Origin of the sequence: Bradyrhizobium sp. SZCCHNS30572 (assembly GCF_032484415.1) — a bacterium.
GTDB lineage: Bacteria > Pseudomonadota > Alphaproteobacteria > Rhizobiales > Xanthobacteraceae > Bradyrhizobium.
This window is the reverse complement of the sequence record NZ_JAUESY010000011.1, coordinates 162795-187299: the sequence shown is the minus strand read 5'-3', so window position 1 is coordinate 187299 and position 24505 is coordinate 162795. Positions and strand designations below refer to the sequence as shown.

Here is a 24505-nt window from a genome sequence, read left to right as displayed (position 1 = left end):
AAGATAAACCCGCGCACGGCCAACACAAGCGGGGTCACGGCGAGGTAACCATCTCCTTCAGCCTGAGCGCGGTGAGCTCATCGGCCGGAAAGAAGGTCTCCAACGCCAGCTCCGACAGCGTGATATCGACCGGCGTGCCGAACACCATCGTCGTCGAGAAGAAGCTCAGCACATCATCGCCGACCCGAAGCCGCAACGGGATCGCGACGCTGTCGGCCGCGAGCGGCGCCGATCGCGCGGGGATCGGATAGGACTTCAGCTCCTCATAAAGCTTGAGCAAGCCGGCATCGGCGGTTGCCTCGCATTGCCGGTGCAGTCTCTCCAGCAGATGGCCGGCCCATTCGGCAAGGTTCACCGTCCGCGCCGCCAACCCCTCCGGATGCAGCGCCACGCGCAGCACATTCAGGGGCGGCGCAAGCAGCCGCTCGGAGACACCGGACAGCAGCGGCGCGATCATCCGGTTCGCCGCGACCAGGTTCCAGTGCCGGTCGATCGCGAGCGCAGGGTTGGGCTCGTGGGCCTTGAGCACGAGGTTCATCGCCTCGCGCGCTTGCTTGAGCGCCGGATCATCCAGCGGGCGCTGCTGAAAGGCGGGCGCGTAGCCGGCCGCCACCAGCAGAACGTTGCGTTCGCGCAGGGGCACGTCCAGTCGCTCCGCCAGTTTGAGGACCATGTCGCGCGACGGCGCGGCGCGGCCGGTTTCCACGAAGCTCAGATGGCGCGCCGATATCTCGGCATCGAGCGCGAGATCGAGCTGGGACAGATGCCGGCGCTGCCGCCATTGCCGCAGGTGCTCGCCGACATGAACGGGTCTGGCGCGGTCGGCGCGCGCCGAAGCAAGCTGTGCATTCATGAGCCAAGACCTATCACGCTGACGTCAGCACCTCCATGACCTGCCAGGTAATCGAAATGCCTCCCGGCGCAGGTCATCGTCCTCACCACAGGAGATGACGATGAGCAGGCAGCGCAATCTCGAGACCCTTCCCTTCACCGCCGCCAGCCAATGGCTGGCGGGTCTCGCGACATCGCTGTTGGCGCGCTCGCTCAACATGCCGGAACCGCTGCTGTACGTCACGGGCAGCCTCGTCTTTGCACAGGTGTACGCGATCGAGACGAGAGCAGCGCGCTCGCTGCGCCCAGCGCGCCTGCGCCGTCAGCTCCTGGCCTGGTTCCGTTGAACCGCCCCCAACCGAAGGAGACCCGACATGATCACCTCGTCCGCCCTGCTCCGCCGCGCTCTGCTCGCCGATGCCGCCTTCAGCGGCGTTGCCGGGCTCGCGCTCACCTTCGGCGCCTCGCCGCTGGCGGCGCTGCTGCAACTGCCCGACGCGCTGCTGCGCGAGACCGGCCTGTTCCTGGTCGTCTACGCGAGCTTCGTCGGCTGGCTGGGCTGGCGGCCGGTGGCGCCGAGGCCGCTGATCGTCCTGGTCATCGGCGGCAATGCGGCGTGGACGGTCGGCAGCATCGCACTGCTGTTTTCGGGCCTGGTCGCACCGAACGTGCTCGGCGAGATCTTCGTCGCAGTGCAGGCGCTGGGCACTGGCCTATTCGCCGAATTGCAGTATATGGGCTTGCGCCGGAGCACCGCCGCGGTCACGGCCTGACCGGTGGTGAGCGCCGGGCTTCATGATCGAGCGGCCCGGCGCTCACGGCCAAACCGATATTTGGACATGCGCGGCGAACGCCTCTTCTGCATAATTGGAGATCGACGGGAGATCGTAGCGATGCAGCCTCAGGTGATCGGAACGGAGGGCTACGCTACCGAGGCCGAGGATCTCTTCCTGCGCTACGAGAGCATCCCGTCGGAACAGGTCCATGCCGCCGTGCTTCATCTGCTGCCCAACGCGCCCGCGCGCGTGCTCGACATCGGCGCGGGCACGGGCCGCGACGCCGCCTGGTTCGCGGGCCTTGGACATCAGGTGGTGGCCGTCGAGCCGACCGAAGCACTGCGCGTCGGCGCCATGCAACTGCATGCCTCGCCGGCGATCACCTGGATCGACGACAGCCTTCCGGAGCTCGCCGCACTGGCCGCTCGTGGCGAGCAGTTCGACCTCGTCATGCTGACCGCCGTCCTGATGCATCTCGATGAGGCACAGCGGCGACGCGCGCTTCCCAACATCGCGGTGCGGATTGCTCCCGGCGGACTGCTGATCATGACGTTGCGGCATGGTCCGGTGCCGCCGGGCCGCCGGATGTTCGAGATCGCGGCCGAGACGATCGTTGAGCCCGCGCGGCAGCTCGGGCTGACGCTCAAGCTCAACCGGCATGGCGAGTCGCTCGGCGCGGAGAACCGGGCGGCCGGCGTCACCTGGACGACGCTGGCCTTCGGGAAGCCGTCCTGAGAGATCCGGACACGAGCCGATCGGATCAGGCCGCCTTGGCGCGGCTGGTCTGCGTCTTCGCCGGGGTGGATTTGGTCCTGCCACGATTGCCGGCAGCCGGCCGCCGGGTTTTGGCTTTGCCGCGAGCCGCCTCGCCCGATTGGGCTCTGGCCTTGGGCCGCTGCTTGGCTTTGTCCTTGACGAGCTTCTCGGCCTTTTTCTTCGCCTTCTTCTCGGCCTTGCGCACGTCCTTCGCCTTCACCTGCGCCCGCTCGGCGCGCGCCTCGGCCTTCTTCTTGGCCCGCTTCTTCTCGCAGGCGTCGCATTTGCAGCCGATCGGCTTCAGATAGGCTTTGAAGTAGTCCGTGCCGTAGTCGTAGTTGATCTCCTCGCCGGGCTCGATGTTCTTGATGGCCCGGATGAAGATCTTCTTCTTGCGCGGCTTGACGTCGGACTCGGCGTTCGGCTTGCAGGAATGATTGATGTAGCGGGCGACGTTCTCTCGGATCGAGCCGTCGATGGTCCAGCGCTTGTCGAGCTCGAACAGATATTTGTTCTCGATCGCGTCCTCGTCCGCCTTCTTCGAATCCAAGAGCGGACCGAAATAGCGGATGATCTTGGTGCCCTTCTTGATCGGCTGGGTGGCGAACAGACCAAGCCCCGTCTTGGAGCGGCCGATGCGATAGGGTTTGGATTGCGGAATGACAGGCATGAGTGATGAGAAGACATGGACCTCGCGAGGCCGCCGTTCTAGGATAAATTCGCGACGATGTCAGGTGTTTCCCGCCGCCGTTTCGCGCCGTCCCCAGTTTGCAGCGTCCTGCGCAGGACGAATTCCGGTCATCAGGGGCCCTCGCATGTCCGAATTCCTCCCACATCGCGTCGTGGCGCGACGAATCAGTGTCGCATTGATGCTCTGCACGGCGTGGATCGGACAGGCGGCTGCAGAGACCATCGCTAGCGCCTATACATCGGCCGCCGCCAAGGACTGCCGCACCATCGGCGGCAAGCAGGAGGATGACAGCTCGACTGAGACCTGCCCTGGCAAGGACGGCCTGATCCTGCTCGTCAACGAAGGCGATCTTCGCCAGACGGTGTCTGTGGGGCGCAATGTCCGCGCGGCCGCCAAGGAGCCGGCTGCTCAGACCTGGTTCGGACCGTTCAACTCCGCCGGCAACGCTGTCGAATGGAGGCTGGCTGACGGCAAGCCGTTCGCGATCATCCAGCGCTGGCAGATCGCCGACAACGACGATCAAGGCAGCAAGGGGCCGAAGGACAAGCCGATGCTGGTGGTGACCCGGCTGCCGCCCGGACCAGTGTGTCATGTCGCCTATGTCGACGCTGCCGCCAACTCCAATGCCAACGAGCTGGCGCGGCAGGCGGCTGACCAGACGGCGCGAGGCTTTGCCTGCGGCAAGGACAGGGTGAAGATCGTCGGCACGCGCGGCCGGGCCGTCGATCTGGCGTTGCCGCCCAATTAGCGCGCCGACTTCCGTCCGGACTTTGCGGTCTTGCGCACGGCGGATGTGCGCCTGCTCGCCGTCTTCGATGCGCCCTTCCCGGTCTTCGATTTCGCCGCCCGCTTGCGGCCGCTGGTCTTGGTCTTTGCCGCCTTCCTGGCCGCGACGCGCATATTGTCGACCAGGTTGGGATAGCGCCGCCCGGCCCGACGGGCGCGCGCCTTGGCCGCCGCCTTTTCGGCCGGGGTGAGACCTTGCTGGCGCGCTTGCGCGGATTGGCCCTGCTCCAGGGAGCGCGTGGGGTTCGTGCCATGCGTTGCCAACGCATGATCCCCCACCCGGTTTCCGGTGCGTCGAACTACGCGCCCGGCGGCAGCTTCGGCACGGTGGCCCGGAGCATCGCCTCCAGCAGCGATTCGGCCGTGGTGCCCGGCGGCGAACGGCGCAGAATGTCGGCAAGGCGGCCGTCGAGCAGCAGCATCGTGTAGCCATGCACCAGCGACCAGGCGCGGGCGATCGCCGCCGACTGATCGAGCGACAATTCCTCGTCACCGACCGGGCCTTCGCTGCGCGCGGCGACCGATCCCGCGAGTCCGGCAAACGAGGCTTCCGCGGCCTCGTGCAGCGAAGGGCGCGAATAATCCAGACGCTCGGTGCGGAACATCAGTCCGTACATGCCGGGATTGGCCTGCGCGTAGGCGACATACGCGCGGGCCCGCGCCATCGCCCGCTCGATCGGCGTGCCGGGCTGCTCGCCGGCCGCTTTCATCGCCGCATTGAACCGCGTGAAGCCGATCGCCGCGAGCTCGCTGACCAGCCCGGTGAGATCGCCGAAATGATGCGTCGGCGCCGCATGCGACACGCCGGCCTCGCGCGCCACCGCGCGCAAGGTGAGTCCGGCCAGCCCGTCGCGCTCCAGCACGCGCTCGGCCGCTTCGAGCAGCGCATCGCGCAGCGCGCCGTGATGATAGGGCGCCGCCGGCTCGCCCGCGCTCACCGCGCGGCGCGACCGCGTCCGGGCCACCGCCGTAGCCGTCCGGTGCCTGCTCAGTCTTGCCTGTTCGATCTTCGTCATGCCTCTCCTTATACAAGCAATTTTGACAGCGTAAAGATTAGCCTTGACCTGCAGGCGCTCGGCCGGTAGCCTTATCTTTACATCGTAAAGATAAAGCCGAATCCAAGGGGAAGGAAGCGCCATGAATGGACAGTCGATGAACGGACCGTTGCACGACACAGTCCGGCAGCGCCCCACACCGCGCGACAACATCGCGCCGATCCCGTTCGAATGCGACGCGCCGTTCCTGAAAGTCACCGGCGAACTGCCGCGTGAGCTGAATGGCACGCTCTATCGCAACGGCCCCAATCCGCAATTCGACTCGCCCGGTTCGCACTGGTTCGTCGGCGACGGCATGCTGCACGCGTTCCATCTGGAGAACGGCCGCGCGTCCTATCGCAACCGCTGGATCCGCACCCCGAAATTCGAGGCCGAGCGCCGCGCGGGGCGCGCGCTGTTCGGCGGCTTCGGCCGCAGGCTGCCGGACGCGCCAGCCGAGGTCACCGATGGCGGCGTTGCCAACACCAACATCATCGCCCATGCCGGCCGCCTGCTCGCGCTCGAAGAGGCGCATCTGCCGACCGAGATCGAGCCCGGCACGCTCGCCACCCGCGGCTATCACGATTTCGGCGGCCGCCTGCGCGGCGCCTTCACCGCGCATCCGAAGACCGATCCGGTCACCGGCGAATTGCTGTTCTTCGGCTACAACGCCGCCGGTCCGCTGACGCCGGCGCTGTCCTACGGCACGGTCGATGCGGCCGGCAAGCTGACGCGTCTCGATCGTTTCGAGGCGCCCTATGCCAGCATGGTGCACGACTTCATCGTCACGGCCAATCACGTGCTGTTTCCAATCCTGCCGCTCACCGGCAGCATCGAGCGCGCAATGTCCGGCAAGCCGCCTTATGCCTGGGAGCCCGACAAGGGCGCCTATGTCGGTGTGATGAAGCGCAGCGGCGACATCAAGGACATCGTCTGGTTTCGCGGTGACGCCTGCTACGTCTTCCACATCATGAATGCCTGGGAGGACGGCAGCCGGATCATTGCCGACGTCATGCAGTTCGAGGAAGCGCCGCTGTTTCCGCATCCCGACGGACGTCCGACCGATCCGGCCAAGTCGGTCGCGCGGCTGTGCCGCTGGAGCTTCGATCTCGCCGGCAACACCGACCGTTTCACCCAGAGCTATCTCGACGACCTCACCGGTGAATTCCCCCGCATCGACGACCGCCGCGCCGGGCTCAAGAACGGCCATGGCTGGTACGCCTGCGCCAATCCGGACGGCCCGCTGTTCGGGGCGCTGTCCGGCCTCGTCCATGTCGACGGCGCCGGCACGCGCCAGGCGACGCATCTGCTGCCCGCCGGCGACACCCTGTCCGAGCCGGTATTCGTGCCGCGCAGCCGCGATGCCGCCGAGGGCGACGGCTGGCTGCTGACCGTGGTCTGGCGTGCCGGCTCCAACACCAGCGACCTCGCCGTGTTCAACGCCACCGACATCGGCAGCGGTCCGGTGGCCCTGGTTCATCTCGGCCACCGCGTGCCCGATGGCTTCCACGGCAATTGGGTCGGCGCGGACGAAGCAAGCCATTGATAAAGCTTAGCTAAATATGTTGCTTCACAAAATTTTGACACTGTCAAGATTTGCTTGACCCGGCTCCGCCGGGATCCTACTAATCTTGGCAGTGTAAAGATTGGCCGGGCGAGTTTCTATGACGATCTTCCTCATCCTTGCGCCCTACGGCGTCTACGCGGCGCTGATGATGGTGGTCTCGGCCACGCTCAGCCTGGCCGTGGCCACGGCGATGTGCCTGGTCGTTGTCGCGGTCGACGTCGTCAAGGGACGCTCGATCAAGATTCTCGGCCTGGGCTCGGCGATCGTGTTCGCAAGCGTAGCCGCCTACCTCGGCCTCATCGATCCGACCCTCAGCGCATCCGCGGTGCGTCTTGCGGTCGACTGCGGCATTTTCGCGCTGTCGCTCGGCTCGATGCTGCTGCGCGCGCCGTTCACGCTGCAATATGCGCTCGAGGCCGTACCGCCGGAAACCGCGGCGATTCCGGGCTTCCTGCGCGCCAATTACGTCATCACCGGCGCCTGGACCGTGTCGGCGCTGCTGATGATCGTCGGCAACCTGATGACGCTCTACGTGCCGGGCCTGCCCTATTGGACCGGCCTCGCCATCGCCTTTGCCGCCCGCAATAGTGCACTTTATTTCACGCGCTGGTATCCTGACTACCGCCGAACAAAGGACGTGGCAGCGCAGACTGCCGCCGCAATGTCCGGCCAAGATTCGTGACCGGGGTCTGCTCCAGGAGACGTGCGTGAAAATCGTGTTTGCCAAGCTGATTGCCGACTTCCTGTCGGCCGCGGTGTTCTTCATCCTGTACATCGCAACCGATGATGTCGTGCTGGCCACCGCCGCCGCGGTCGCCGTCGCCGTGGTGCAGGTGGTCTGGGCGCGCATCAGGGGCGTGAACCTCAGCTTCATGGCCTATGCCAGCGTCGGCCTCGTCATCGTGCTCGGCGGCGTGACGCTGCTGACCAATGACCCGCGCTTCATGTTCGCCAAGCCCGCGATCGGCCATTTCGCCATCGGGCTGATCATGCTCAAGCGCGGCTGGATGCTGCGCTACGTGCCGCCGATCGTGTCGGAGACCATTCCGGAATACGTCACCATCGCCGGCTATGCCTGGGCGGCGCTGATGTTCGCGCTCGGTCTCGGCACGATCGCGGTCGCCATGACCGGCGACATCAAGCTGTGGGTGCTCTACATCACCGTGGTCGCGGGCGGCGCCAAGGTCGCGGCCTTCGCGCTGCAGTTCATGGCCTTCCGCTTCGTGGTCGCCAACCGCCTCAGGGCGGCGCGGGCCTGATCGCTGCATCCGATCGCCGCAATGGGCTTACGCGCAAAGATGCGCTATAGGGGCGGCCGAACGCATCCTCGAGGTCGTTGCCTCGAGGTCCGCAAAATCGCAATGCCAGGAGAACGATCGATGGCTGTGGACGGCAACTGGAATCTGACCTTGAACACGCCCATGGGCGAGCGCAGCGCGACCCTGAGCCTGAAGAGCTCGGGCGCGACGCTGACGGGGACCCAGGCCGCGGAAGGCGATTCCGCCGAGATCTTCGACGGCACCGTCAACGGCGACGACGTCGCCTGGAAGGTCTCCATCACCAGCCCGATGCCGCTGACGCTGGATTTCAAGGGCAAGGTCGCCGGCGACACCATCTCCGGCGAGATGGGCATCGGCTTCATGGGCAGCTTCCCGTTCACCGGCGCGCGGGGCTGATCGCTATTCTTTTGCGTGGGCACGTCGCATCGACACTCTCCGCTGTCGTCCCCGCGAAAGCGGGGACCCATACCCGCAGGGAGTGGTTCGAGGCACGCTGGCAATTGGCTTTTCGCCCGTCACGACAGTCGCGGCGCATGGGTCCCGGGTCGGCGCCACGATCGCGCTGTCGCGCGCTCATGGCTTGCCCGGGACGACACCGATTTTCAATCGCAGCAGTCCCGCTTCACATCTCAAACAGCCCGGACAAGCGGACGCAGCCTCGCGGCTGATAACGCCCGAGTGATGCATCGGCATGTCCCTCTCCAAATGCAGAGGGCGCAGGGAAGGCCAGGCGTCGGCTGACGCCTGCGGCCCGCCTGCGAAAGAAATGCAGGCGGCAGGTACCACAGGTGCAGCCGGAAACGCCCGGCCTTCCCTGCGCGATGGCTTCACGCTTATACGCAGTCTCCCTGGTGCGCCGGCTTGTTGGCCACCATGATCCGCGCGATGCGCTCAGCACCGCACGAACGTGACACCAGCTTCGGGGTGTCAGGACGCTGCGACTGCGCGTCCGCGCCAAGCCGTTCGTCCGCGTATCCGAAGACACGCTGCGGCTCCATCGCGGCCATCGCCTCCCCGCCTCGCGTGTCGTGACGATCGCGCGCAACGCCCCTCCGCAGTGAGGCGGGATGGCGAGATAAAATCACGACTTCGGAAAAATCACAAGCGATTTATTTTTTTTAGAACCTGCTCCTTGGAATCGGATCGAACATTGGCCTATGGCCCAGGGAAGCCGCGCCCCCTCATTGAGGTCCGGCCAGCGGGACAGTGCGCGCACTTGTTTGTATTTCGACCCCTGGCAGGCATCGAAGCCATCAACCGTGAGGCGGGGACTTCCTATATCCATCGCTACGGCTGCCGCAATGGCTCAAGCGGTCATCGTTGCGGTCGCGATCGGAATCTGATTGGATCACCTAACTCACATTCGAGCTAGGAATTGGGTAATCATAGTCCAACCTGCTTCATTGGAACTACAATGAGATATCTCTTACTTCTTTCGGTACTACTTTCCGGTACCGCCGCGGCAGAGGCCGCTCCGCAATCGAGTTGCGCAGCCAAGTTTATCGGTGACTGGCGACACTCAGGCAGTGGCAACAGAGGTACGCTACTCCCTGACGGCAGAGCATTGTGCAGCGAACACCCGGCTTGTGTCCAGGGTACGTGGACCTGCTCGGGAAACGTGTTGACCTATACGAACAGCGCGGGGACATGGAACTACACGCTCGAGCCGGACGGAAAGTCCATGTCCACGAATGGCGGGGCCGCTACCGCTGTCCGCATCGGAGCGGTACCGGCAAACGCTCGTTCCCGGGATCTTGGCTCTGCAGCGAAGAATGTGACCGCTGACATTCTCGGCGTGGACAGAACGCAGCCGAATCCGGCAGCAACTCCCATTACCAAGCCCGTTGCCGAGCCACCATCAAGCGTAGTTCGACCGCCGCGGACAGTCAGTTCGGCCCCACAATCAGATCCAAGCCAGTGCGTGGTAGAGAAGGCGTGGCCGAAAGCTCCTGGGGTCAACTGGTACAGCCTGAAGAACAGCTGCAAGCGGCGGGTGACGTTGGATTATGACGACTGCGACCTGAATCTCAGCACGAACATGGTTCAGTGCTCAACAAAGACGCTCCCTCTTGCACCACGCAGCGAATTCGGCCCGGTGCCCAACCACAAGCACCCGCTCAACGCACGCGATTTCCGCTAGCAGCATCTCGAAACTCGACGGCCTAGCCCTATGCAGGGATAAGCGGAAACCCGTCCGTTGATCGCTTACCCCATGTACGCCAGCCCTCCACGCTGAAGCAGATGTGGGACAAACTTGGCCGGGCCGCGCCTCAAAACCAGATCTGCATCGGCACGCCATGCGCGTCGCGCGGCGCAGCTTCTTCCGGTACGCAGCCCGCGCAGTCGCGAGCGGCCAGCGCGACCGCACAGGCGTCGAGGACGTCGTCGGGTTTGGCACCGGTGCCGATGCGGGCGCGAGTCATCCAGTCGTCGATGGCGGCGAAGCCTGCAGAAACTAACAAGTCGCGCCGCAGCCTGGCGCCATGTTCCGTCTTCTTCGACGGCAGCGGCGCTCCGTGGAGACGCAGGAACACCAGTTCGGGATGGGCCTCGCGGATATCGCGGTCGCGATGCGCACGGACGAAGGCGTCGACCTCCATGATCTTGCGGCCGAGATGCCAGAGCTGACGCGAGGCGCGCGTCTGCCCGCGCCGCGACGCCTCGATGTTCGCCTCATCTGGGTCCTTGTAGTTCTCCCACAGCCAGCGCCGCGCGCCGGTGAACACGCGCGAGCGATGCGGCGCGAGTTTGTCGCGCGCGAGCTTGTCGCAGGTTCTGTTGCCGTCGTCGGTCATGCCGATGGGGATGTCGATCGCGGCGCGGGTAAAAGGAGCCGATAGTGCCGTCGAAACGTCGGCGGGAAAGGCGATGTCGCGCCGGTCGCCTGCAATCGACACCGCGACCCAGCCGCGGGAGAAGCCGTCGAGACCGATGATGCGGTTGGCGTGCATTACATCAGACTACCAGTTGCTTCGTTCAGCATCGTGCTCCTCTTGCCACGAACGCACGCTGAGTCCCACGGTAGTCGGAGCCGAGCTGGCCCCACAACAGCAGTGAGCTCCCCTCCCCCTTGCGGGGAGGGGTTGGGGGTGGGGGTCTCCGGGCGCTGAACGCTATGGGCGCGCACACACATCAACCACCAAACTATCGAGAGAGCGAGGTCGCATCGCGCTGCGTTTCCTCGCCCATCAGATAGAGCGCGACTCGTGGACCCCCACCCCACCCCCTCCCCGCAAGGGAGGGGAGCGCACCGTCGGCGTGCGAATTCGGTTGCCACGCTACGCGCTCAGGCGAGATGGGCCTCCCCCATACACCAACGGCCGGGATCGCTCCCGGCCGCCGCAACAAACATCACGCCCGCCTGACCTCAGCCGAGGTTCAGCTCCTTGAAGAAGTCGTTGCCCTTGTCGTCGATGATGATGAAGGCCGGGAAGTCCACCACTTCGATGCGCCAGATGGCTTCCATGCCGAGCTCGGGATATTCGACGACCTCGACCTTCTTGATGCAGTGCTCGGCGAGGTTGGCCGCGGCGCCGCCGATCGAGCCGAGATAGAAGCCACCGTGCTTCTTGCAGGCCTCGCGCACCGCCGGCGCGCGGTTGCCCTTGGCGACCATCACCATCGAGCCGCCGGCCGCCTGAAACTGGTCGACGAAGGAATCCATGCGGCCCGCGGTGGTCGGACCGAACGCGCCGGAGGCGTAGCCTTCGGGGGTCTTGGCGGGGCCGGCGTAGTAGACCGGATGGTTCTTGAAGTAGTCCGGCAGGGGCTCGCCGCGATCGAGGCGCTCGCGCAGCTTGGCATGCGCCGCGTCGCGCGCGACGATCATGGTGCCGGTCAGCGACAGCCTCGTCTTGATCGGGTTCTTCGACAGAGTGGCGAGGATGTCCTTCATCGGCTGGTTCAAGTCGATCTTCACGACCTCGCCGCCAAGCGCCTGCTCGACCTCCGGCAGATACTGCGCCGGATGATGCTCGAGCTCCTCGAGATAGACGCCGTCCCTGGTGATCTTGCCGAGCACCTGGCGGTCGGCCGAGCACGACACGCCGAGACCGATCGGCAACGACGCGCCGTGGCGCGGCATGCGGATGACGCGGACGTCATGGCAGAAATACTTGCCGCCGAACTGCGCGCCGACGCCGAGCGACTGCGTCATCTTGTGGATTTCCTGCTCCATCTCCAGGTCGCGGAAGGCATTGCCATCCGGGGAGCCCTGGGTCGGCAGCGCGTCGAGATAACGCGCAGACGCCAGCTTCACCGTCTTCATGCACAGCTCGGCCGAGGTGCCGCCGATCACGATGGCGAGGTGATAAGGCGGGCACGCCGCGGTGCCCAGCGTCAGGATCTTCTCCTTCAGGAACGCCAGCAGCCGGTCCTTGGTGAGCACCGAGGGCGTCGCCTGGAACAGAAAACTCTTGTTGGCCGAGCCGCCGCCCTTGGCCATGAACATGAACTTGTAGGCGTCCTCGCCCTCGGCATAGATCTCGGTCTGCGCCGGCATGTTGTTGGCGGTGTTCTTCTCCTCGTACATCGACAGCGGAGCGACCTGTGAGTAGCGCAGGTTCCGGCGCAGATAGGCGTCGCGCGCGCCTTGCGACAGCGCCGCCTCGTCGTCGCCATCGGTGATGACGTTGCAGCCCTTCTTGCCCATGATGATCGCGGTGCCGGTATCCTGGCACATCGGCAGCACGCCGCCGGCGGAGATGTTGGCGTTCTTCAGGAAGTCGAGCGCGACGAACTTGTCGTTCGGGCTGGCCTCCGGATCCTCCAGGATGCTGCGCAGCTGCTTCAGATGGCCGGGGCGCAGAAAGTGGTTGATCTCGCCGAACGCGGCTTCCGACAAGGTCCGCAGCGCCTCCCGCGACACCACCAGCATGTCGCGGCCCAAGACCTTCTCGACCCGCACGCCGTCGGTGGTGATCTTCTTGTAGGGCGTGGTGTCCGGCCCGAGCGGAAACAGCGGCGTGTGCTTGTAGGGCGGGACGGGCTTGGACTGGTCGGGAAAGGCGGTGGGCGCGTTCATGGCGAGCTCGTGGGGTTCTAGAAATGGCCGCCCAAAGCGGTCTTGACAGGTCTGATACGCTACCCGTCTGAAGCCTTGCAAGACATGTCTCGGTGCATCCGTCGAGGAGGAGGACCATGGCGACTTTCGTTCTGATTCCAGGAGGTTGGCACGGAGGCTGGATGTACGACTCGCTCTGCGCCAGGCTCCGCCAAGCCGGCCATGCGGCCTATGCCCCCACCCTGAGCGGATTGGAGGAGACGCCCGCCCGCGCCCATGCCGTCAATCTCGACGCCCATATCACCGACGTCGTCGAGCTCCTGACGATCGAGGATCTGTCCGAGGTCATCCTGTGCGCGCACAGCTATGGTGGCATGGTCGCGACCGGCGTCGCCGACCGCGTGCCGGAAAGGCTCGCCGCACTGATCTATCTCGATGCCTTCGCACCCGAGAACGGTCAGTCATGGTGGGATCTCGCCGGTGATGCGTATCGCCGGTTCGTGATCGAACGTGCCGGGCATGACGGGCTGACGGCGCTGCCGCGCGAAGGCTCCGATCCGCGCCGTCGGCCGCATCCGCTCGGGACCTTCATCCAGGCCCTGAAGCTCCACAGTCCGGCGCCGGCGGCTCTGCAGCGCACCTTCGTCTACGCCAGCGGATGGAGCGCGACGCCGTTCACCGCGCAATATGAGCGGCTGCGCAGCGATCCCGCGTGGCGCGTGCACGCATTTGCGTGCGGGCACGATGTCGTGCAGCACGCACCCGACGAGACGTTCGACCTGCTGATCGAGACGGCCCGCGAGGTCGCCGCAACATGACGCCGCGACCAGCGCAATGTCGTACGCCGAGATCGATTGCGATCGGTCGCCGAATTATGTAACCTTAGATTGTTGACCTATTCATTTTCCTCCTGGAGGCGTCATGAAACGAGGTCTCTTCGTTGCCATCACAATTGCTCTTGCCCTGATCACCATGGCCCCCGGCAGCGCCGGCGCGGTCGGTCCCGGCCGTGCGTGCGGCGGCTTCGTCGGCATCCGCTGCAATGCCGGTCTCTACTGTGAATTCCCAGTCGGCCAGTGTGGCCGGTTCGACATGATGGGCGTCTGCCGCCGAAAGCCGACGCTCTGCCCGCGCATCTACATGCCGGTGTGCGGCTGCAACTTCCAGACCTACGGCAACGACTGCGAGCGCCGCGCCGCGGGCGTATCGCTGTCGCATCCGGGCCGCTGCTGGTTCTGACGAAGCGATCGCGCCGCTGCCGCCGGCAGGTGACCGCGGCCCGTCAACACGCGGCCACGTCGGCCGACGATCTTGTGCGGCCGCGGCGCATCGCGCTTGCATGGCCTCCGCGCGCAGGCTTCAATGGCGCGGGGGTATTTGGAATGCAGTCATCGCTTTGCTCATTTGGCCGCTTGGCCGGTTTTGTTTTTCTCGTTGCGTTGAGCAGCGCGCTGCTGCCGCAGGCCGCGCGGGCGGATCGCTGCGACGACATCGCCAAGGAATTGAAGAACGGCATCGACGGCATCAAGATCGGCCAGACCGCGGCCGGCACCGTCTATCTCGCCCATCCCAAGGCGCGCGAGATCACGCTCGGCTGCTCATCGAAGAATGTCAGCAATCAATTGTTCGGAAAATCCGAGCGCAAGCCGACACCGGCCTTCATCGAGCTGATGGCGAGCGCGGCGGCGATCGTGTTCACCTTGCCGAAGGACGACATGCAGCGCGGCGTCACACGCTGTTACCGCCGGCTCGGGATCTTCCGCGGCGACGACGTCGCCAGCCGCTACCGCCGGCTCGACATGCGCTGCGCCCGAACCAAGACCGAGTCCTCGATCACGATCAGCCGCAGCAAGGATCAATAGGCCGGTGTGACGCTACAGCCCGCCGTTTCTGCACCGACAGCAGCGACCCGTTCACTATTCGCCGCGCCACCGACAGTTGCAGACAATTCGAACGATCTGATTGACGAAGTTTTCGTGAGCGATGGCCACGCTTGTCGCAACACCAAGCGAGGAGCTGGACAATGTCCGTTTCGAGCGTTTCGTCGTCATCGCCGCCGCCCTCACCGCCGCCGATCTCGACCGAGACGACCAAGCCGCAGACCCAAGACACGCAGGCGCGGAACCAGACGCAGCAGAGCCAGGCCGTCAATCCCGCCAAGACCGGCGACGAGGCGGCCGCGGAGAAGCAGGCCTCGCGTCCGCCGCTGCCGCCCGGCCAGGGCACCCGCGTCGACATTCTCGCCTGACGATCCCACACCCTCAGGCCAACTTCGTATAGCGGCGGCGCCTCAGGCATCCGCCGCTATACGTGTGATGGCATCGCCGATACGACTCCACCCCTGTCCCATGATGTCGAACTGAAACTTGTTGCCCGGGAAGACGAAGCCGTCATGGACCATCCGCAGATGCGTGCCGCCCTCGGCCGCCGTCAACGTCCAGGTCACGACGCTGTCGAGCCGTAAGCCGTAGGCCGGATTGGAGTCCGAACCGCCCTTCCAGGAATAGCTCAGCAGATGCGGCGGCTCACAAGCGAGCACCTCGCAATGAACGACGCCATCCCAGTCGCCCACCGGCTTGGTGCGGAAGGTGAAGCGATGACCGGTGGCCGCGACGAAGTCGTTCGGCATCAACCATTTCGCGATCAGGTCGCTCGTGGTCAGCGTGCGCCAGATCTTGTCGGGCGAATGGGGCAGATGCTTCTCCACCACGATCGCATGCGCCTCACCCATCACTCGGTCTCCTTCAACAGTGCCTCGAGGCCGGCAATGCGCTCATGCCAGAATGCGCGGTAATGACCGAGCCAGTCGACCAGCGGCACCAGCCCTTTTGGCGCGACGCTGTAGTAGTTGTGGCGGCCGTCGCGCCGTTCGCTGACCAGCCCGGCGTCGCGCAGCGCCTTGAGATGCTGTGAGATCGCCGGCTGGGATACCCGCGAGCCCTGCACCAGGCCGGTGGCCGCCACCTCCCCCTCGCGCGCGATGCGCTCGAACACGGCCCGCCGCGTCGGGTCGGCAAGCGTCTTCATGACGGATGTCAACTGGGCTTCGACGGTCATGCGGAATGTATAAGCAAACACTTATACATTGTCAACGGGTGGCGCCGCGGAGCCTCGCCTCACGCATCCAGCGCCTTGTAGTGGCGGAAGATGCCGTCCTCGTTGAAGGCGATGCGGCGCTCGCTGCCGAGATAGGCTGATATGTTGGGCCTGCTGGCGACGCGGTCATGCAGCGCGATGAGGCCCGGGATGTTGCGCTCGAACGCCATCATGCGCTTCGGGAACGCGTAGCGCAGGCCGGCGACGATCTGGAACAGCGACAGGTCCACATAAGTGAGCCGGCGCCCGGTGACGTAGGCGCCACCGCTTTTCGATAGGAGCTGCTCGAAATAGCCGAGGAATTTCGGCACCCGCTCGCTCCAGAACTCGGCGGTGCGTTTCCTGGCCGGCGCGCGCTGGTCCTCGTAGTACAGCGTCGGCCCCAGCGGATGATGCGTGTCATGGATCTCGACCACGAAGTCGGTCACGGTGAGCTGCAGCTGATGCACCCAGAGCTGGCCGGCTTCGGCCTTCGGCGCGAGGCCATGGCGGCTGCCGAGGAACAGCAGGATGTTGGCGGTCTGGCCGATGACGCGGCGGCCCGCTCTCAGGAACGGCGGCGCGAAGGGCGGCGTGTCGCTGACCGCCTCCATCATCGCCGTCATCGTAGCGATGCCGTCCTCGCGCGCGACGTCGCGATAGGCGGCGCCCGCCTCCTCCAGCGCGAGACGCACATATTCGCCGCGGCCCTGGATCATGGGCCAGTAGTAGAGCTCGTAACGCATGGGCCATCCTCGCAGTGATGCGCCCACACGTTCGGCTCGGACGACGTAACGGACGCGGTGTTCGTTCGCCGCGAAGCAGTATAGCAGCCTGCCACCGCCGGTGCTCGTCAGATCGACCGGGAACAGCCGCCATCGGGCTCGCGCGGGGGATGGGAATTGTTGACAAGCAAAAGCGCCGCGGATTGCTCCGCGGCGCCCGATGAGGATCTCAAGTCAGGCTCAGCTGACCTGCTGGATTCCCGACAGCTGCCAATCGGCGCCGGCGTGGCGCAGGAAGGTCCAGATCTCCGTGACCTCCTGCGGCTGGTCGGAGCCGTCGACCACGCGGCCCGAGGCGCGCTCGATGGTCTTGTCGGCCAAGGTGAAGCGCATCGCGACCGTGGCATAGTCGGCGCCATTCTCGCGCCAGGCTTCGGCGAGGTCACCCTGCAGCAGCTTCACGGCGCTGACCTTGTTGACCACCCCGCGGGCCTGGTTCTGCTCGAGATCGCGCTCGAAATACGAGGCCATCTCTGGCGTCGACAGCAGCCGCAGGCGGCCGACATCCTCGTTCGACCAGGCGGACTGGATCTCGCCGAGCAGCCGCTCGAACGCCTCGTAGTCGGCCGGCAGGATCTGCAGCGGCGGCGTGTTGCTGCCACCGCCGAAGCCGCCAAGGCCGCTCAGGCCCGAGCGCAAGCTCGGCTGGCCGTCGGTGGGCGTCGGCGCCGGGCCGGCGGCATAGGCCGGCTGGTTGCGGCGCTGCCACCAGGCCATCCCCATGCGCACCAGGAACACCACCAGCAGGACCTGGAGGATCAGGCCGATGATCGAAGCGAAGCCGCCGAGCCCGGAGAACAGCCCGCCGCCGAACAGCATGCCGAACAGGCCGGCGCCGAGGAAGCCGGCAGCGAGGCCGCCCAGCAGGCCGCCCGCGCGGCCGCCGAACAGCCCGCCACGCGCGGGCGCAGCCGTGTTGAAGCCGCCGGGCTGGCCCGGCTGGGTGATGGTGCGGTTGAACTGCGACGCCGATCCCGGCGCGGTCGCGGTCGGAGGCGGCGCGGAGAAGGTACGCGTGCCGCGGGAGCCCGAGCTGGAGCCGCCGCCGATCCGGGCGTCGGCCGCCGAGACGGCGAGCACCGTCGGCAGCGCCAGTGAAAGGGCCACGGCCATCGCCTTGAGGAGGCCGCTTTTGCGCTGCATGAAGCTCATCTGTGTTTCCCATAACTCCCCGGAATGGGGATGCCTGTAAGATGGGCACAACCCGCGAAAAGGGAAGGCGGCACGAGGCCGCGCGGCTGCGGCGCGGGGTCGCGGGATGAACGCGCCCGGCCGGCTTGCCAAGGAATTTGCCAAGGAACTCCGGTAACCTATTGCGGCGCCATGGTTTCCTTGACCGCCGCCACGAGCTGGCTGAGCGTGAAGGGCTTCGGCAGGAACGCGAACTGCTGGTTCTCCGGCAGGCTCTTCTCGAACGCATCCTCGGCATAGCCCGAGACGAAGATGATCTTGATCTCCGGATTGCGCTCGCGCATCGCTTTGAGCAGCGTCGGCCCGTCCATCTCCGGCATCACGACGTCGGACACCACGAGATCGAGCACGCCGTCGCACTCGTCCAGCGCCTCCATCGCCTCGACGCCGTTCGACGCCTCGATGACGCTGTAGCCGCGCGAGCGCAGGCCGCGCGCGTTCAGCGCCCGCAGGCCCTCCTCGTCCTCGACCAGCAGGATGGTGCCCTGCCCGGTCAGGTCGGCGCGCGGCTTCGACGCTTCCGCGACGGCCGGCTCCTTGACGGCGCCGTTGGCCGCGTGCGGCTCGGCCTGGACCTCCGGCACGACGATGTGCCGCGGCAGGAAGATCTGGAACGAAGTCCCCTTGCCGACCTCGCTGTCGACGTAGATGAAGCCGCCGGTCTGCTTGATGATGCCGTAGACGGTCGACAGTCCCAGACCGGTGCCCTTGCCGACCTCCTTGGTCGAGAAGAACGGCTCGAAGATCTTCTCGCGGATCTCGGCCGGAATGCCGGTTCCGGTGTCACTGATCTCGATGCGGACGTAGTCGGCCACCGGCATGCCCTTGTAGGCGGCCTGCGCGACCTCGTCGGCCGAGACGTTGGCGGTGCGCACCGACAGCTTGCCGCCATCGGGCATCGCATCGCGGGCGTTGACCGCGAGATTCACGACCACCTGCTCGAACTGCGAGACGTCGACCTTGACCGGCCACAGGTCGCGGCCGTGAACCAGGTCGAGCTTGACCTTCTCGCCGATCAGCCGGCGCAACAGCATCGTCAGGTCGGACAGTGCGTCGCCGAGATCGAGCACCTGGGGCCGCAGGGTCTGGCGGCGCGAGAACGCGAGCAGCTGCCGCACCAGCGTCGCGGCGCGGGTCGCGTTCTGCTTGATCTGCATGATGTCCTGGAACGACGGGTCGGTCGGCTTGTGCGCGTTCAGCAGGAAGTCGTTGGCCATCATGATGGCCGAGAGCACGTTGTTGAAGTCGTGGGCGATGCCGCCGGCGAGCTGGCCGACCATCTCCATCTTCTGCGACTGGTTGATCTGGTTTTCCAGCGCGCGGCGCTCGGTGGTCTCGAGCAGATAGACGATCGCGGCCTCGGTCTCGCGCTCGTCCTCGTCGACGGCGGTGACGAAGAACTGGCCGAAGCGCTCCTTCGCGCCCTCCAGCATCACCTCGACCGGCGGAATGTCCGCCTGCCCTTCCGAGGCCTGGTTGATCGCGGCGATCAGGAGGTGCCGGTCGCGCTGGCTGACGGTGCGGAAGATCGATTTCGCCGCGGCCACGTCGCCGCTGACGCTCTGCGCCAGCTTGGCGTAGCGCGCATTGGCCCTGACCACGGCGCCGCCGCGGTCGACGGTGGCGATTGCCATCGGCGTATGGTCGAAGAAGCGCATGAAGCGCACCTCGGCGGCGCGCTCCGGATCGGAGCGCTCGTCGCGGGCGCGGCTGATGACCAGGGTGCGCGAGGCGCCCGGCTTGCCGTCGGCGCCGAAGGCGAGCTTGTGGTAGAGCCGCGCCGGCATGGTCTTGCCGCCGCGCATCTTCAGGTCGATGTCGAACACCTCGGTGCGGACCTCGCCGGGCACCGCCACGATCGAGGTCAGCAGCGACGCGCCGTCGCCGGAGACGACGTCGGCGAGCTTCAGGCCGCCCGAGCCGATCTCGGCGAGATCGTAGTCGAGCCAGTTGGCGAGCGTGGCATTGACGTAGACGAGGCTGCCTTCCGGATTGACCGAGAAGAAGCCGCACGGCGCATGGTCGAGATATTCGATCGCATGCTGCAGCTCCTGAAACACGTCCTCCTGGCGCTCGCGATCCCGCGTGATGTCGGCGATCGACCACACCGCGTAGCGGGCGTGGCGCTTGGTCTGGCCGAGCGGGCGAACGCGCATGCGAAGCCAGCGCCCCTGCGCGCCTTCGGCCGCGGTGATGCGTACCTCTTCCTGCTGCCGCTTGCCCTCGCGCGCCGCCTTGAGCAGGCGGAACACCGCTTCGGAGACATCGGGATTGCCGATGAAGACACGCTCGACGGGACGCGCCTCCTGCGCGGTCGCCGCTCCCGTCATGTTGAGATAGGCGGCGTTGGCGTAGACGACATGGCCGCGCGGATCGGTCACCGCGAGGCCATCGAAGGCGTGATCGGCGATCGCGCCCAACACCGGATCGTCGGTCGCCTTGTCGGCGAAGCGGACGATGCCGGCGGCGAACGCGAACAGATTGAACAGGCCGACGGTGGCGAGCAGCGACAGCAGGCCGAGAATATAGGGCTGCGCCTGGGCGCGGCCGATCGTCATCAGCGCGATCGCGACCGCGACGAGGCCGAACGCCACCAGCAGGATCAGCAGAATGCTGCCGCTGCGGCGCGGCCGCTCCGGCAGGCTCACCTGATCCTGTAACCCATCGTTGTCGGAATCGGCGCTCATGGCTCGGGGACGCGACCTGTCGGCTGGGAGCCCCAGCCCGTTCGCGCGGCTCCCCCTTCCACCTGCCTGAATCGACGGGTCAAGCGCAAGCCCGTCAAGCCGATATTCCATGATTTATCCGTATTTTGCGGTCCGTCCATGGACCGAATCGGTTGTCATCGCGGGCGCCCCGAGAGGTTGCGCCGCAGCCCCATCACGTAGCCGATGATCTCAGCGACGGCATGATAATGTTCCACCGGGATCTCCTCGTCGATCTCGACGGTGGCATAGAGCGCGCGCGCCAGCGGCACGTTCTCGACGATCGGGATGTCGTGCGCCTTGGCGACCTCCCGGATCTTGAAGGCGATGTTGTCGACGCCCTTGGCGACGCAGACCGGCGCCGACATGCCGCGCTCGTAGGACAGCGCGACCGAGTAGTGGGTCGGGTTGGTGATGATCACGGAGGCCTTGGGAACCGCGGCCATCATGCGCTTCTTCATGCGCTGCTGGCGGATCTGCCGGATGCGTCCCTTGACGTGCGGGTCGCCTTCCGACTGCTTGAACTCCTCCTTCATCTCCTGCACCGACATCTTCTGGCGCTCGTACCATTGCCGATACTGGAACAGGTAGTCGCCGATCGCGACCAGGGCGAGCAGCGCGACCACCGAGCCCATCAGATGCGTCGTCAGCGAGATCGTGACGCCGAGCAGCTCGCTGACGTCCATATGCAGCAGCGATTCGAGGCGCAGCCGCTCCGGCCACAGGATCATGACCATGACCGTGCCAAGCAGCACGAGCTTGAAGAGGCCCTTGGCGAAATTGGCCGCGGCCTGCTTGCCGAACAGGCGCTTGGCGCCGGCCAGGGGCGAGATCTTGCTCAGGCTCGGCTTCATCGGCTCGCCCGACCAGACCAGGCGATGCTGCATCATGTTGCCGGCGATCGCCGCCAGCATCACCATCAGGATCGGCACGCCGATCGCCGCGATCACGGCGAACGACAGGCTGCGCGCCAGCGCCAGCAGGCCGGCGCCGTCGGCGTGGATCATCCAGGAATTGGCGATCAGGTTGCGCATCGGCACCAGCACCGCGGTGCCGATCGAGCCCGAGAAGGTCGACATCACCAAGGTCGCGGAGGCGATCACGAACCAGGTGTTGAGCTCCTGGCTCTTGACGACGTCGCCGCGCTCGAGCGCCTGGTCCAGCCGTTTTTGCGTCGGGTCTTCTGTTTTGTCTTCGGAATCGGCCTCATCGGACATCGATCGGCCCCCTCACCGCGGCATCATCTCGTGCATGACGCCTTCGAAATAGCCGAGAAACGTTCCCATCATCGCGGTCAGGACCAGCGCGAAGATCAGGAAGCCGATCAGGATCGAGAGCGGCGCGCCGACGAAATAGACCTGCATCTGCGGCATCAGCCGCGCCAAGACGCCGAGCCCGATGTTGAAGACCAAGCCGAACACCAGGAACGGCGCCGATAATTGCAGACCGATCTTGAACGCCGCGGCAAACGCCTTGGTCGCCAGCGAGGCGACGTCGCCGCTCGGGATCAATTCGCCCGGCGCGAAGATCTTGTAGCTGTCGCTGAGTGCGGCGATCACCAGATGATGGCTGTCGGTCGAGAACAGCAGGGTCACGCCGAGCATGGTGAGGAAGTTGCCGATCAGGACGCCCTGCTGTCCCTGCGTCGGATCCACCGCGGTGACGAAGCCGAGTCCCATCTGCTGCGCGATCACGGAGCCCGCGACCTGCAGCGCCGACAGCGTCACCCGCGCCGTCGCGCCGAGCACGATGCCGATCACGATCTCGTGCACCATCATCACCAAGAGCGGCGACAACGCCTGCAGGTCGACCCGATAGGCCTGACGATGCAGCGGCAGCACGATCATCGTGAGCAGCAGCGCGGTCGCGAGCTTGATGCGGACGGGGATGTTGACCTCGCCGAGGCCCGGCAACAGCATCACCATGGCGCCGACGCGCGCGAAGGCCAGCATGAACACGGCGGCCAGCGCCGGAAGGAAGGATATATCGATGCGCATCGTCCGCCGTCACGGCCCTTTCGACCGCATGCTGGTGCGGCACGACGGTCTTTGAAGAGACAGCCTCCGAAGAGACAGCCTCCGACGAGGCAACCTGCGAAGAGGCAGCCTGCGAAGAGCTTGCCCGAAAGGCTGCCCGCGCGCGCCTGAAAGCAGCAGCGCCCCCCGCACTGCTCCTTACGACCGCTCGCAGCGCCCTCACGCAGGCCTGCCCTGCCGCCCCGGACATTGCCTCATCCGCCGATGATTCGCGACGAGATCCGCATCATGTGCGAATGCAGCGCATCGGCCATGAACGGCAGCGCCAGCAGCAGCGTCACGAAGATCGCGATGATCTTCGGCACGAACACCAGCGTCTGCTCCTGGATCTGCGTCAGCGCCTGGAACAGCGAGACGACCACGCCAACCACGAGGCCGACCACCATCAGCGGCGACGACACCAGCACGATGGTCCAGATCGCATCGCGCGCCACATCGAGCGTTTCAGCTCCCGTCATGTCCTGTCGTTCCTCACTGTCGATCGGCTCCGGTCCGGCACCCGCCTCATCGCGCGCGGTCGCGGCAGACGGCAAATCCCCTGGGCGCATCAGGCACGTGGCGGCCTGAAGCGTTACGAGCTGCGCCTAGATCGTCATCTTCATCACGTCTTCATAGGCCTGGATCACGCGGTCGCGCACCGACACCAGCGTCGACACCGCGACGTCGGTTTCGGCGACCGCCGTGACGACATCCATGACGTTTGCCTTGCCCGCGGCCATCGCGACCGCCTGACTGTCGGACTTGCGTCCGGCCTCCATCACGCTGCCGATCGCGTCCTTCAGCACCGCGCTGAATGACGGGCCACCCTTGTCGGCGCCGTTGCCGCTACCGAGCACGTCGCGCACGCGCCCAAGGCTGCCGAAGGCACCGCTCGAGCCGCCGGTGTCGAGCACGCGCGCGGAATTCGCGTAGGCATTCGCTGCGGAGATTGGGGAGGCCATGACTTTCGTTCCTGTCCTAGGTCTTCAGAATGTCGAGCGTGCGCTGGATCATGCGGCGCGTGGCGCCGATGATGTTCAAATTCGCCTCGTAGGACCGCTGCGCATCACGCATGTCGGTCATCTCGATGAGCGGATTGACGTTGGGGTACTTGACATTGCCGGACGCGTCCGCGGCCGGGTTACTGGGGTCGTATTTGACGCGGAACGACGATTGATCGGGCACCACCTTGCCGAGTGCCACCACCTTGGCGTCGAGCGCACGATCGAGTGCCGAGGTGAATGTCGGGACCTTGCGGCGATACGGATCGCCGCCCGCCTTGGCAGCGGTCGAATCGGCATTGGCGATGTTCTCGGAAATGACGCGCATACGTCCCGCCTGCGCACGCAGGCCGGAGGTCGCGATGCTCATCGAGCGGAGGAAATCGCTGGAGTCGTTTGCCATGCTTGTCGGTCTCTGTCCTTAACCCGAGCTCAGCCCTTGCCGATCGCCGTCTTCAACAGATGCAGGCTCTTGCCGTACAACGAGGTCGCCGCGGCGTAGTCCATCTGGTTGGCGGAGACCTTCAGCATCTCCTCTTCGAGGCTCACCGCGTTGCCGGCGGGCCTCGTCTGAAATCCGACCTTGCGGTTCTGGTCGAAGCTCGCGCTCTCGCCCGACGACGGGGCGATGTGCGCGGTGCTGGTCCGGGTCAGCGACAGCGGCGCAAAGCCGCCGACCGCCTGGCCGGTTGAATCGAACTTCGGCTCAACCAGATCCTTCGGCTTGAAGTTTGGCGTATCCGAATTGGACACGTTCTCGGACAGCACGCGCTGGCGCTCCTGATGCCATTGCATCTTGGTCCGCAACGCCGACAACACGGGGAGATCGTTGATGGACATGGCGCTGCTCGGTTGTGTCCGACTACCGGACGGTTTGGGTAGGTAGAAATTGCCGTGCATATGGTTAACAGGGAGTTAAGAAAGGGTGCGATGCCCACCGGGACTATCCCGGTGTCTTGACGAATTCTTAGGAAACTGCCGGGGTCCCAGCCGACCGATGCATCATTCCG

General features: G+C 65.7%; 30 protein-coding genes. 13 read left to right on the top strand and 17 right to left on the bottom strand.

The window, feature by feature from the left end; translation table 11 throughout:
* Positions 1–34: 34 nt before the first annotated feature.
* The gene (locus QX048_RS29895; RefSeq protein ID WP_315716054.1) at positions 35–853 is read right to left on the bottom strand and encodes a helix-turn-helix transcriptional regulator; all 819 of its coding nucleotides are present in this window, start codon (positions 851–853) and stop codon (positions 35–37) included.
* A gap of 100 nt (positions 854–953) precedes the next feature.
* Here QX048_RS29895 and QX048_RS29890 point away from each other — a divergent pair, with 100 nt between their 5' ends.
* The 3 genes from QX048_RS29890 (at position 954) to QX048_RS29880 (ending at position 2342) form a co-directional block, all read left to right on the top strand.
* Positions 954–1178 (top strand): hypothetical protein, encoded by a 225-nt coding sequence (locus QX048_RS29890; protein ID WP_315716053.1) that lies wholly within the window; start codon positions 954–956, stop codon positions 1176–1178.
* Between the two features lie 27 nt (positions 1179–1205).
* Positions 1206–1604: a hypothetical protein gene (locus QX048_RS29885; protein WP_315828223.1), complete on the top strand. Its 399-nt coding sequence runs from the start codon at positions 1206–1208 to the stop codon at positions 1602–1604.
* A 120-nt stretch (positions 1605–1724) separates the two neighbouring features.
* Positions 1725–2342, top strand: coding sequence for a class I SAM-dependent methyltransferase (locus tag QX048_RS29880; RefSeq protein WP_315828222.1), 618 nt, complete (start codon positions 1725–1727; stop codon positions 2340–2342).
* 25 nt (positions 2343–2367) lie between these two features.
* Here the strand turns inward: QX048_RS29880 and QX048_RS29875 are convergent, their stop codons facing one another.
* A complete protein-coding gene (locus tag QX048_RS29875; protein WP_315753117.1) occupies positions 2368–3033 on the bottom strand; it encodes an SET domain-containing protein in 666 nt (221 codons plus the stop codon).
* Between the two features lie 199 nt (positions 3034–3232).
* Here QX048_RS29875 and QX048_RS29870 point away from each other — a divergent pair, with 199 nt between their 5' ends.
* Positions 3233–3802, top strand: coding sequence for a hypothetical protein (locus QX048_RS29870; RefSeq protein ID WP_409999285.1), 570 nt, complete (start codon positions 3233–3235; stop codon positions 3800–3802).
* Here QX048_RS29870 and QX048_RS29865 read toward each other — a convergent pair.
* Both QX048_RS29865 and QX048_RS29860 read right to left on the bottom strand, forming a co-directional pair.
* The gene (locus QX048_RS29865; protein ID WP_315828221.1) at positions 3799–4104 is read right to left on the bottom strand and encodes a hypothetical protein; all 306 of its coding nucleotides are present in this window, start codon (positions 4102–4104) and stop codon (positions 3799–3801) included. The two genes, QX048_RS29870 and QX048_RS29865, sit on opposite strands and share 4 nt — an antisense overlap.
* A gap of 35 nt (positions 4105–4139) precedes the next feature.
* A complete protein-coding gene (locus QX048_RS29860) occupies positions 4140–4856 on the bottom strand; it encodes a TetR/AcrR family transcriptional regulator (protein WP_315716048.1) in 717 nt (238 codons plus the stop codon).
* Positions 4857–4992: 136 nt separating this feature from the next.
* Between QX048_RS29860 and QX048_RS29855 the strand changes: the two genes are divergently transcribed.
* The 5 genes from QX048_RS29855 to QX048_RS29835 all read left to right on the top strand — a co-directional run bounded on the left by QX048_RS29855 (position 4993) and on the right by QX048_RS29835 (position 9861).
* Positions 4993–6420: a carotenoid oxygenase family protein gene (locus tag QX048_RS29855; protein WP_315828220.1), complete on the top strand. Its 1428-nt coding sequence runs from the start codon at positions 4993–4995 to the stop codon at positions 6418–6420.
* 118 nt (positions 6421–6538) lie between these two features.
* Positions 6539–7123, top strand: coding sequence for a hypothetical protein (locus QX048_RS29850; RefSeq protein ID WP_315828219.1), 585 nt, complete (start codon positions 6539–6541; stop codon positions 7121–7123).
* A 25-nt stretch (positions 7124–7148) separates the two neighbouring features.
* Complete coding sequence (locus tag QX048_RS29845) at positions 7149–7700, top strand: septation protein IspZ (RefSeq protein ID WP_315753122.1); 552 nt, start codon at positions 7149–7151, stop codon at positions 7698–7700.
* 120 nt (positions 7701–7820) lie between these two features.
* Complete coding sequence (locus QX048_RS29840; protein WP_315753123.1) at positions 7821–8117, top strand: hypothetical protein; 297 nt, start codon at positions 7821–7823, stop codon at positions 8115–8117.
* Between the two features lie 1225 nt (positions 8118–9342).
* Positions 9343–9861, top strand: a complete 519-nt coding sequence (locus QX048_RS29835) for a hypothetical protein (RefSeq protein WP_315756542.1) — start codon at positions 9343–9345, stop codon at positions 9859–9861.
* Between the two features lie 130 nt (positions 9862–9991).
* Here the strand turns inward: QX048_RS29835 and QX048_RS29830 are convergent, their stop codons facing one another.
* Together QX048_RS29830 and QX048_RS29825 are read right to left on the bottom strand one after the other, a co-directional pair.
* The gene (locus QX048_RS29830) at positions 9992–10672 is read right to left on the bottom strand and encodes a DUF429 domain-containing protein (protein ID WP_315828133.1); all 681 of its coding nucleotides are present in this window, start codon (positions 10670–10672) and stop codon (positions 9992–9994) included.
* A 416-nt stretch (positions 10673–11088) separates the two neighbouring features.
* The gene (locus QX048_RS29825; protein WP_315828134.1) at positions 11089–12744 is read right to left on the bottom strand and encodes a fumarate hydratase; all 1656 of its coding nucleotides are present in this window, start codon (positions 12742–12744) and stop codon (positions 11089–11091) included.
* Between the two features lie 116 nt (positions 12745–12860).
* Here QX048_RS29825 and QX048_RS29820 point away from each other — a divergent pair, with 116 nt between their 5' ends.
* The 4 genes from QX048_RS29820 to QX048_RS29805 all read left to right on the top strand — a co-directional run bounded on the left by QX048_RS29820 (position 12861) and on the right by QX048_RS29805 (position 14971).
* Entirely contained in the window at positions 12861–13541 is a 681-nt protein-coding gene (locus QX048_RS29820) for an alpha/beta hydrolase (protein WP_315828135.1), read from the top strand.
* A 103-nt stretch (positions 13542–13644) separates the two neighbouring features.
* Positions 13645–13962, top strand: a complete 318-nt coding sequence (locus QX048_RS29815; protein WP_315828136.1) for a hypothetical protein — start codon at positions 13645–13647, stop codon at positions 13960–13962.
* Positions 13963–14105: 143 nt separating this feature from the next.
* Positions 14106–14585 (top strand): hypothetical protein, encoded by a 480-nt coding sequence (locus QX048_RS29810; protein ID WP_315828137.1) that lies wholly within the window; start codon positions 14106–14108, stop codon positions 14583–14585.
* A gap of 161 nt (positions 14586–14746) precedes the next feature.
* Positions 14747–14971, top strand: coding sequence for a hypothetical protein (locus tag QX048_RS29805; protein WP_315716033.1), 225 nt, complete (start codon positions 14747–14749; stop codon positions 14969–14971).
* A gap of 42 nt (positions 14972–15013) precedes the next feature.
* On the opposite strand, the gene QX048_RS29800 is transcribed toward QX048_RS29805, so the two are convergent.
* The 11 genes from QX048_RS29800 to flgB form a co-directional block, all read right to left on the bottom strand.
* Entirely contained in the window at positions 15014–15454 is a 441-nt protein-coding gene (locus tag QX048_RS29800) for an SRPBCC domain-containing protein (RefSeq protein ID WP_315753130.1), read from the bottom strand.
* Positions 15454–15780, bottom strand: a complete 327-nt coding sequence (locus tag QX048_RS29795; protein ID WP_315716031.1) for a metalloregulator ArsR/SmtB family transcription factor — start codon at positions 15778–15780, stop codon at positions 15454–15456. The genes QX048_RS29800 and QX048_RS29795 overlap by 1 nt, the downstream gene beginning before the upstream one ends.
* Before the next feature lie 59 nt (positions 15781–15839).
* Entirely contained in the window at positions 15840–16544 is a 705-nt protein-coding gene (locus QX048_RS29790) for a glutathione S-transferase (protein WP_315828138.1), read from the bottom strand.
* 219 nt (positions 16545–16763) lie between these two features.
* The gene (locus QX048_RS29785) at positions 16764–17726 is read right to left on the bottom strand and encodes a Tim44 domain-containing protein (RefSeq protein ID WP_315828213.1); all 963 of its coding nucleotides are present in this window, start codon (positions 17724–17726) and stop codon (positions 16764–16766) included.
* A 167-nt stretch (positions 17727–17893) separates the two neighbouring features.
* Positions 17894–20461 (bottom strand): cell cycle histidine kinase CckA, encoded by a 2568-nt coding sequence (cckA, locus tag QX048_RS29780; protein ID WP_316159575.1) that lies wholly within the window; start codon positions 20459–20461, stop codon positions 17894–17896.
* Between the two features lie 155 nt (positions 20462–20616).
* Positions 20617–21696, bottom strand: a complete 1080-nt coding sequence (gene flhB / locus QX048_RS29775) for a flagellar biosynthesis protein FlhB (protein WP_315828140.1) — start codon at positions 21694–21696, stop codon at positions 20617–20619.
* A 12-nt stretch (positions 21697–21708) separates the two neighbouring features.
* On the bottom strand, positions 21709–22476 hold the full coding sequence (gene fliR, locus QX048_RS29770) for a flagellar biosynthetic protein FliR (protein WP_315753134.1): 768 nt from the start codon (positions 22474–22476) through the stop codon (positions 21709–21711).
* A 233-nt stretch (positions 22477–22709) separates the two neighbouring features.
* The gene (gene fliQ, locus QX048_RS29765; protein WP_008965881.1) at positions 22710–22973 is read right to left on the bottom strand and encodes a flagellar biosynthesis protein FliQ; all 264 of its coding nucleotides are present in this window, start codon (positions 22971–22973) and stop codon (positions 22710–22712) included.
* 126 nt (positions 22974–23099) lie between these two features.
* A complete protein-coding gene (gene fliE / locus QX048_RS29760) occupies positions 23100–23456 on the bottom strand; it encodes a flagellar hook-basal body complex protein FliE (protein ID WP_315716024.1) in 357 nt (118 codons plus the stop codon).
* Positions 23457–23472: 16 nt separating this feature from the next.
* Positions 23473–23898, bottom strand: coding sequence for a flagellar basal body rod protein FlgC (gene flgC, locus QX048_RS29755; protein ID WP_315716023.1), 426 nt, complete (start codon positions 23896–23898; stop codon positions 23473–23475).
* Positions 23899–23927: 29 nt separating this feature from the next.
* A complete protein-coding gene (gene flgB, locus QX048_RS29750) occupies positions 23928–24335 on the bottom strand; it encodes a flagellar basal body rod protein FlgB (protein ID WP_315716022.1) in 408 nt (135 codons plus the stop codon).
* Positions 24336–24505: the final 170 nt, after the last annotated feature.

Coding starts and splice junctions, on each gene's coding strand:
- QX048_RS29805 (WP_315716033.1), top strand. CDS start 14,747: ATGTCCGTTTCGAGCGTTTCGTCGTCATCGCCGCCGCCCTCACCGCCG.
- QX048_RS29870 (WP_409999285.1), top strand. CDS start 3,233: ATGCTCTGCACGGCGTGGATCGGACAGGCGGCTGCAGAGACCATCGCT.
- QX048_RS29825 (WP_315828134.1), bottom strand. CDS start 12,744: ATGAACGCGCCCACCGCCTTTCCCGACCAGTCCAAGCCCGTCCCGCCC.
- QX048_RS29895 (WP_315716054.1), bottom strand. CDS start 853: ATGAATGCACAGCTTGCTTCGGCGCGCGCCGACCGCGCCAGACCCGTT.
- QX048_RS29795 (WP_315716031.1), bottom strand. CDS start 15,780: ATGACCGTCGAAGCCCAGTTGACATCCGTCATGAAGACGCTTGCCGAC.
- fliE (WP_315716024.1), bottom strand. CDS start 23,456: ATGGCCTCCCCAATCTCCGCAGCGAATGCCTACGCGAATTCCGCGCGC.
- QX048_RS29800 (WP_315753130.1), bottom strand. CDS start 15,454: ATGGGTGAGGCGCATGCGATCGTGGTGGAGAAGCATCTGCCCCATTCG.
- QX048_RS29875 (WP_315753117.1), bottom strand. CDS start 3,033: ATGCCTGTCATTCCGCAATCCAAACCCTATCGCATCGGCCGCTCCAAG.
- QX048_RS29785 (WP_315828213.1), bottom strand. CDS start 17,726: ATGCAGCGCAAAAGCGGCCTCCTCAAGGCGATGGCCGTGGCCCTTTCA.
- QX048_RS29855 (WP_315828220.1), top strand. CDS start 4,993: ATGAACGGACCGTTGCACGACACAGTCCGGCAGCGCCCCACACCGCGC.
- fliQ (WP_008965881.1), bottom strand. CDS start 22,973: ATGACGGGAGCTGAAACGCTCGATGTGGCGCGCGATGCGATCTGGACC.
- flhB (WP_315828140.1), bottom strand. CDS start 21,696: ATGTCCGATGAGGCCGATTCCGAAGACAAAACAGAAGACCCGACGCAA.
- QX048_RS29840 (WP_315753123.1), top strand. CDS start 7,821: ATGGCTGTGGACGGCAACTGGAATCTGACCTTGAACACGCCCATGGGC.
- QX048_RS29860 (WP_315716048.1), bottom strand. CDS start 4,856: ATGACGAAGATCGAACAGGCAAGACTGAGCAGGCACCGGACGGCTACG.
- cckA (WP_316159575.1), bottom strand. CDS start 20,461: ATGAGCGCCGATTCCGACAACGATGGGTTACAGGATCAGGTGAGCCTG.
- QX048_RS29820 (WP_315828135.1), top strand. CDS start 12,861: ATGGCGACTTTCGTTCTGATTCCAGGAGGTTGGCACGGAGGCTGGATG.
- QX048_RS29890 (WP_315716053.1), top strand. CDS start 954: ATGAGCAGGCAGCGCAATCTCGAGACCCTTCCCTTCACCGCCGCCAGC.
- flgB (WP_315716022.1), bottom strand. CDS start 24,335: ATGTCCATCAACGATCTCCCCGTGTTGTCGGCGTTGCGGACCAAGATG.
- QX048_RS29880 (WP_315828222.1), top strand. CDS start 1,725: ATGCAGCCTCAGGTGATCGGAACGGAGGGCTACGCTACCGAGGCCGAG.
- QX048_RS29810 (WP_315828137.1), top strand. CDS start 14,106: ATGCAGTCATCGCTTTGCTCATTTGGCCGCTTGGCCGGTTTTGTTTTT.
- fliR (WP_315753134.1), bottom strand. CDS start 22,476: ATGCGCATCGATATATCCTTCCTTCCGGCGCTGGCCGCCGTGTTCATG.
- QX048_RS29790 (WP_315828138.1), bottom strand. CDS start 16,544: ATGCGTTACGAGCTCTACTACTGGCCCATGATCCAGGGCCGCGGCGAA.
- QX048_RS29815 (WP_315828136.1), top strand. CDS start 13,645: ATGAAACGAGGTCTCTTCGTTGCCATCACAATTGCTCTTGCCCTGATC.
- flgC (WP_315716023.1), bottom strand. CDS start 23,898: ATGGCAAACGACTCCAGCGATTTCCTCCGCTCGATGAGCATCGCGACC.
- QX048_RS29830 (WP_315828133.1), bottom strand. CDS start 10,672: ATGCACGCCAACCGCATCATCGGTCTCGACGGCTTCTCCCGCGGCTGG.
- QX048_RS29850 (WP_315828219.1), top strand. CDS start 6,539: ATGACGATCTTCCTCATCCTTGCGCCCTACGGCGTCTACGCGGCGCTG.
- QX048_RS29885 (WP_315828223.1), top strand. CDS start 1,206: ATGATCACCTCGTCCGCCCTGCTCCGCCGCGCTCTGCTCGCCGATGCC.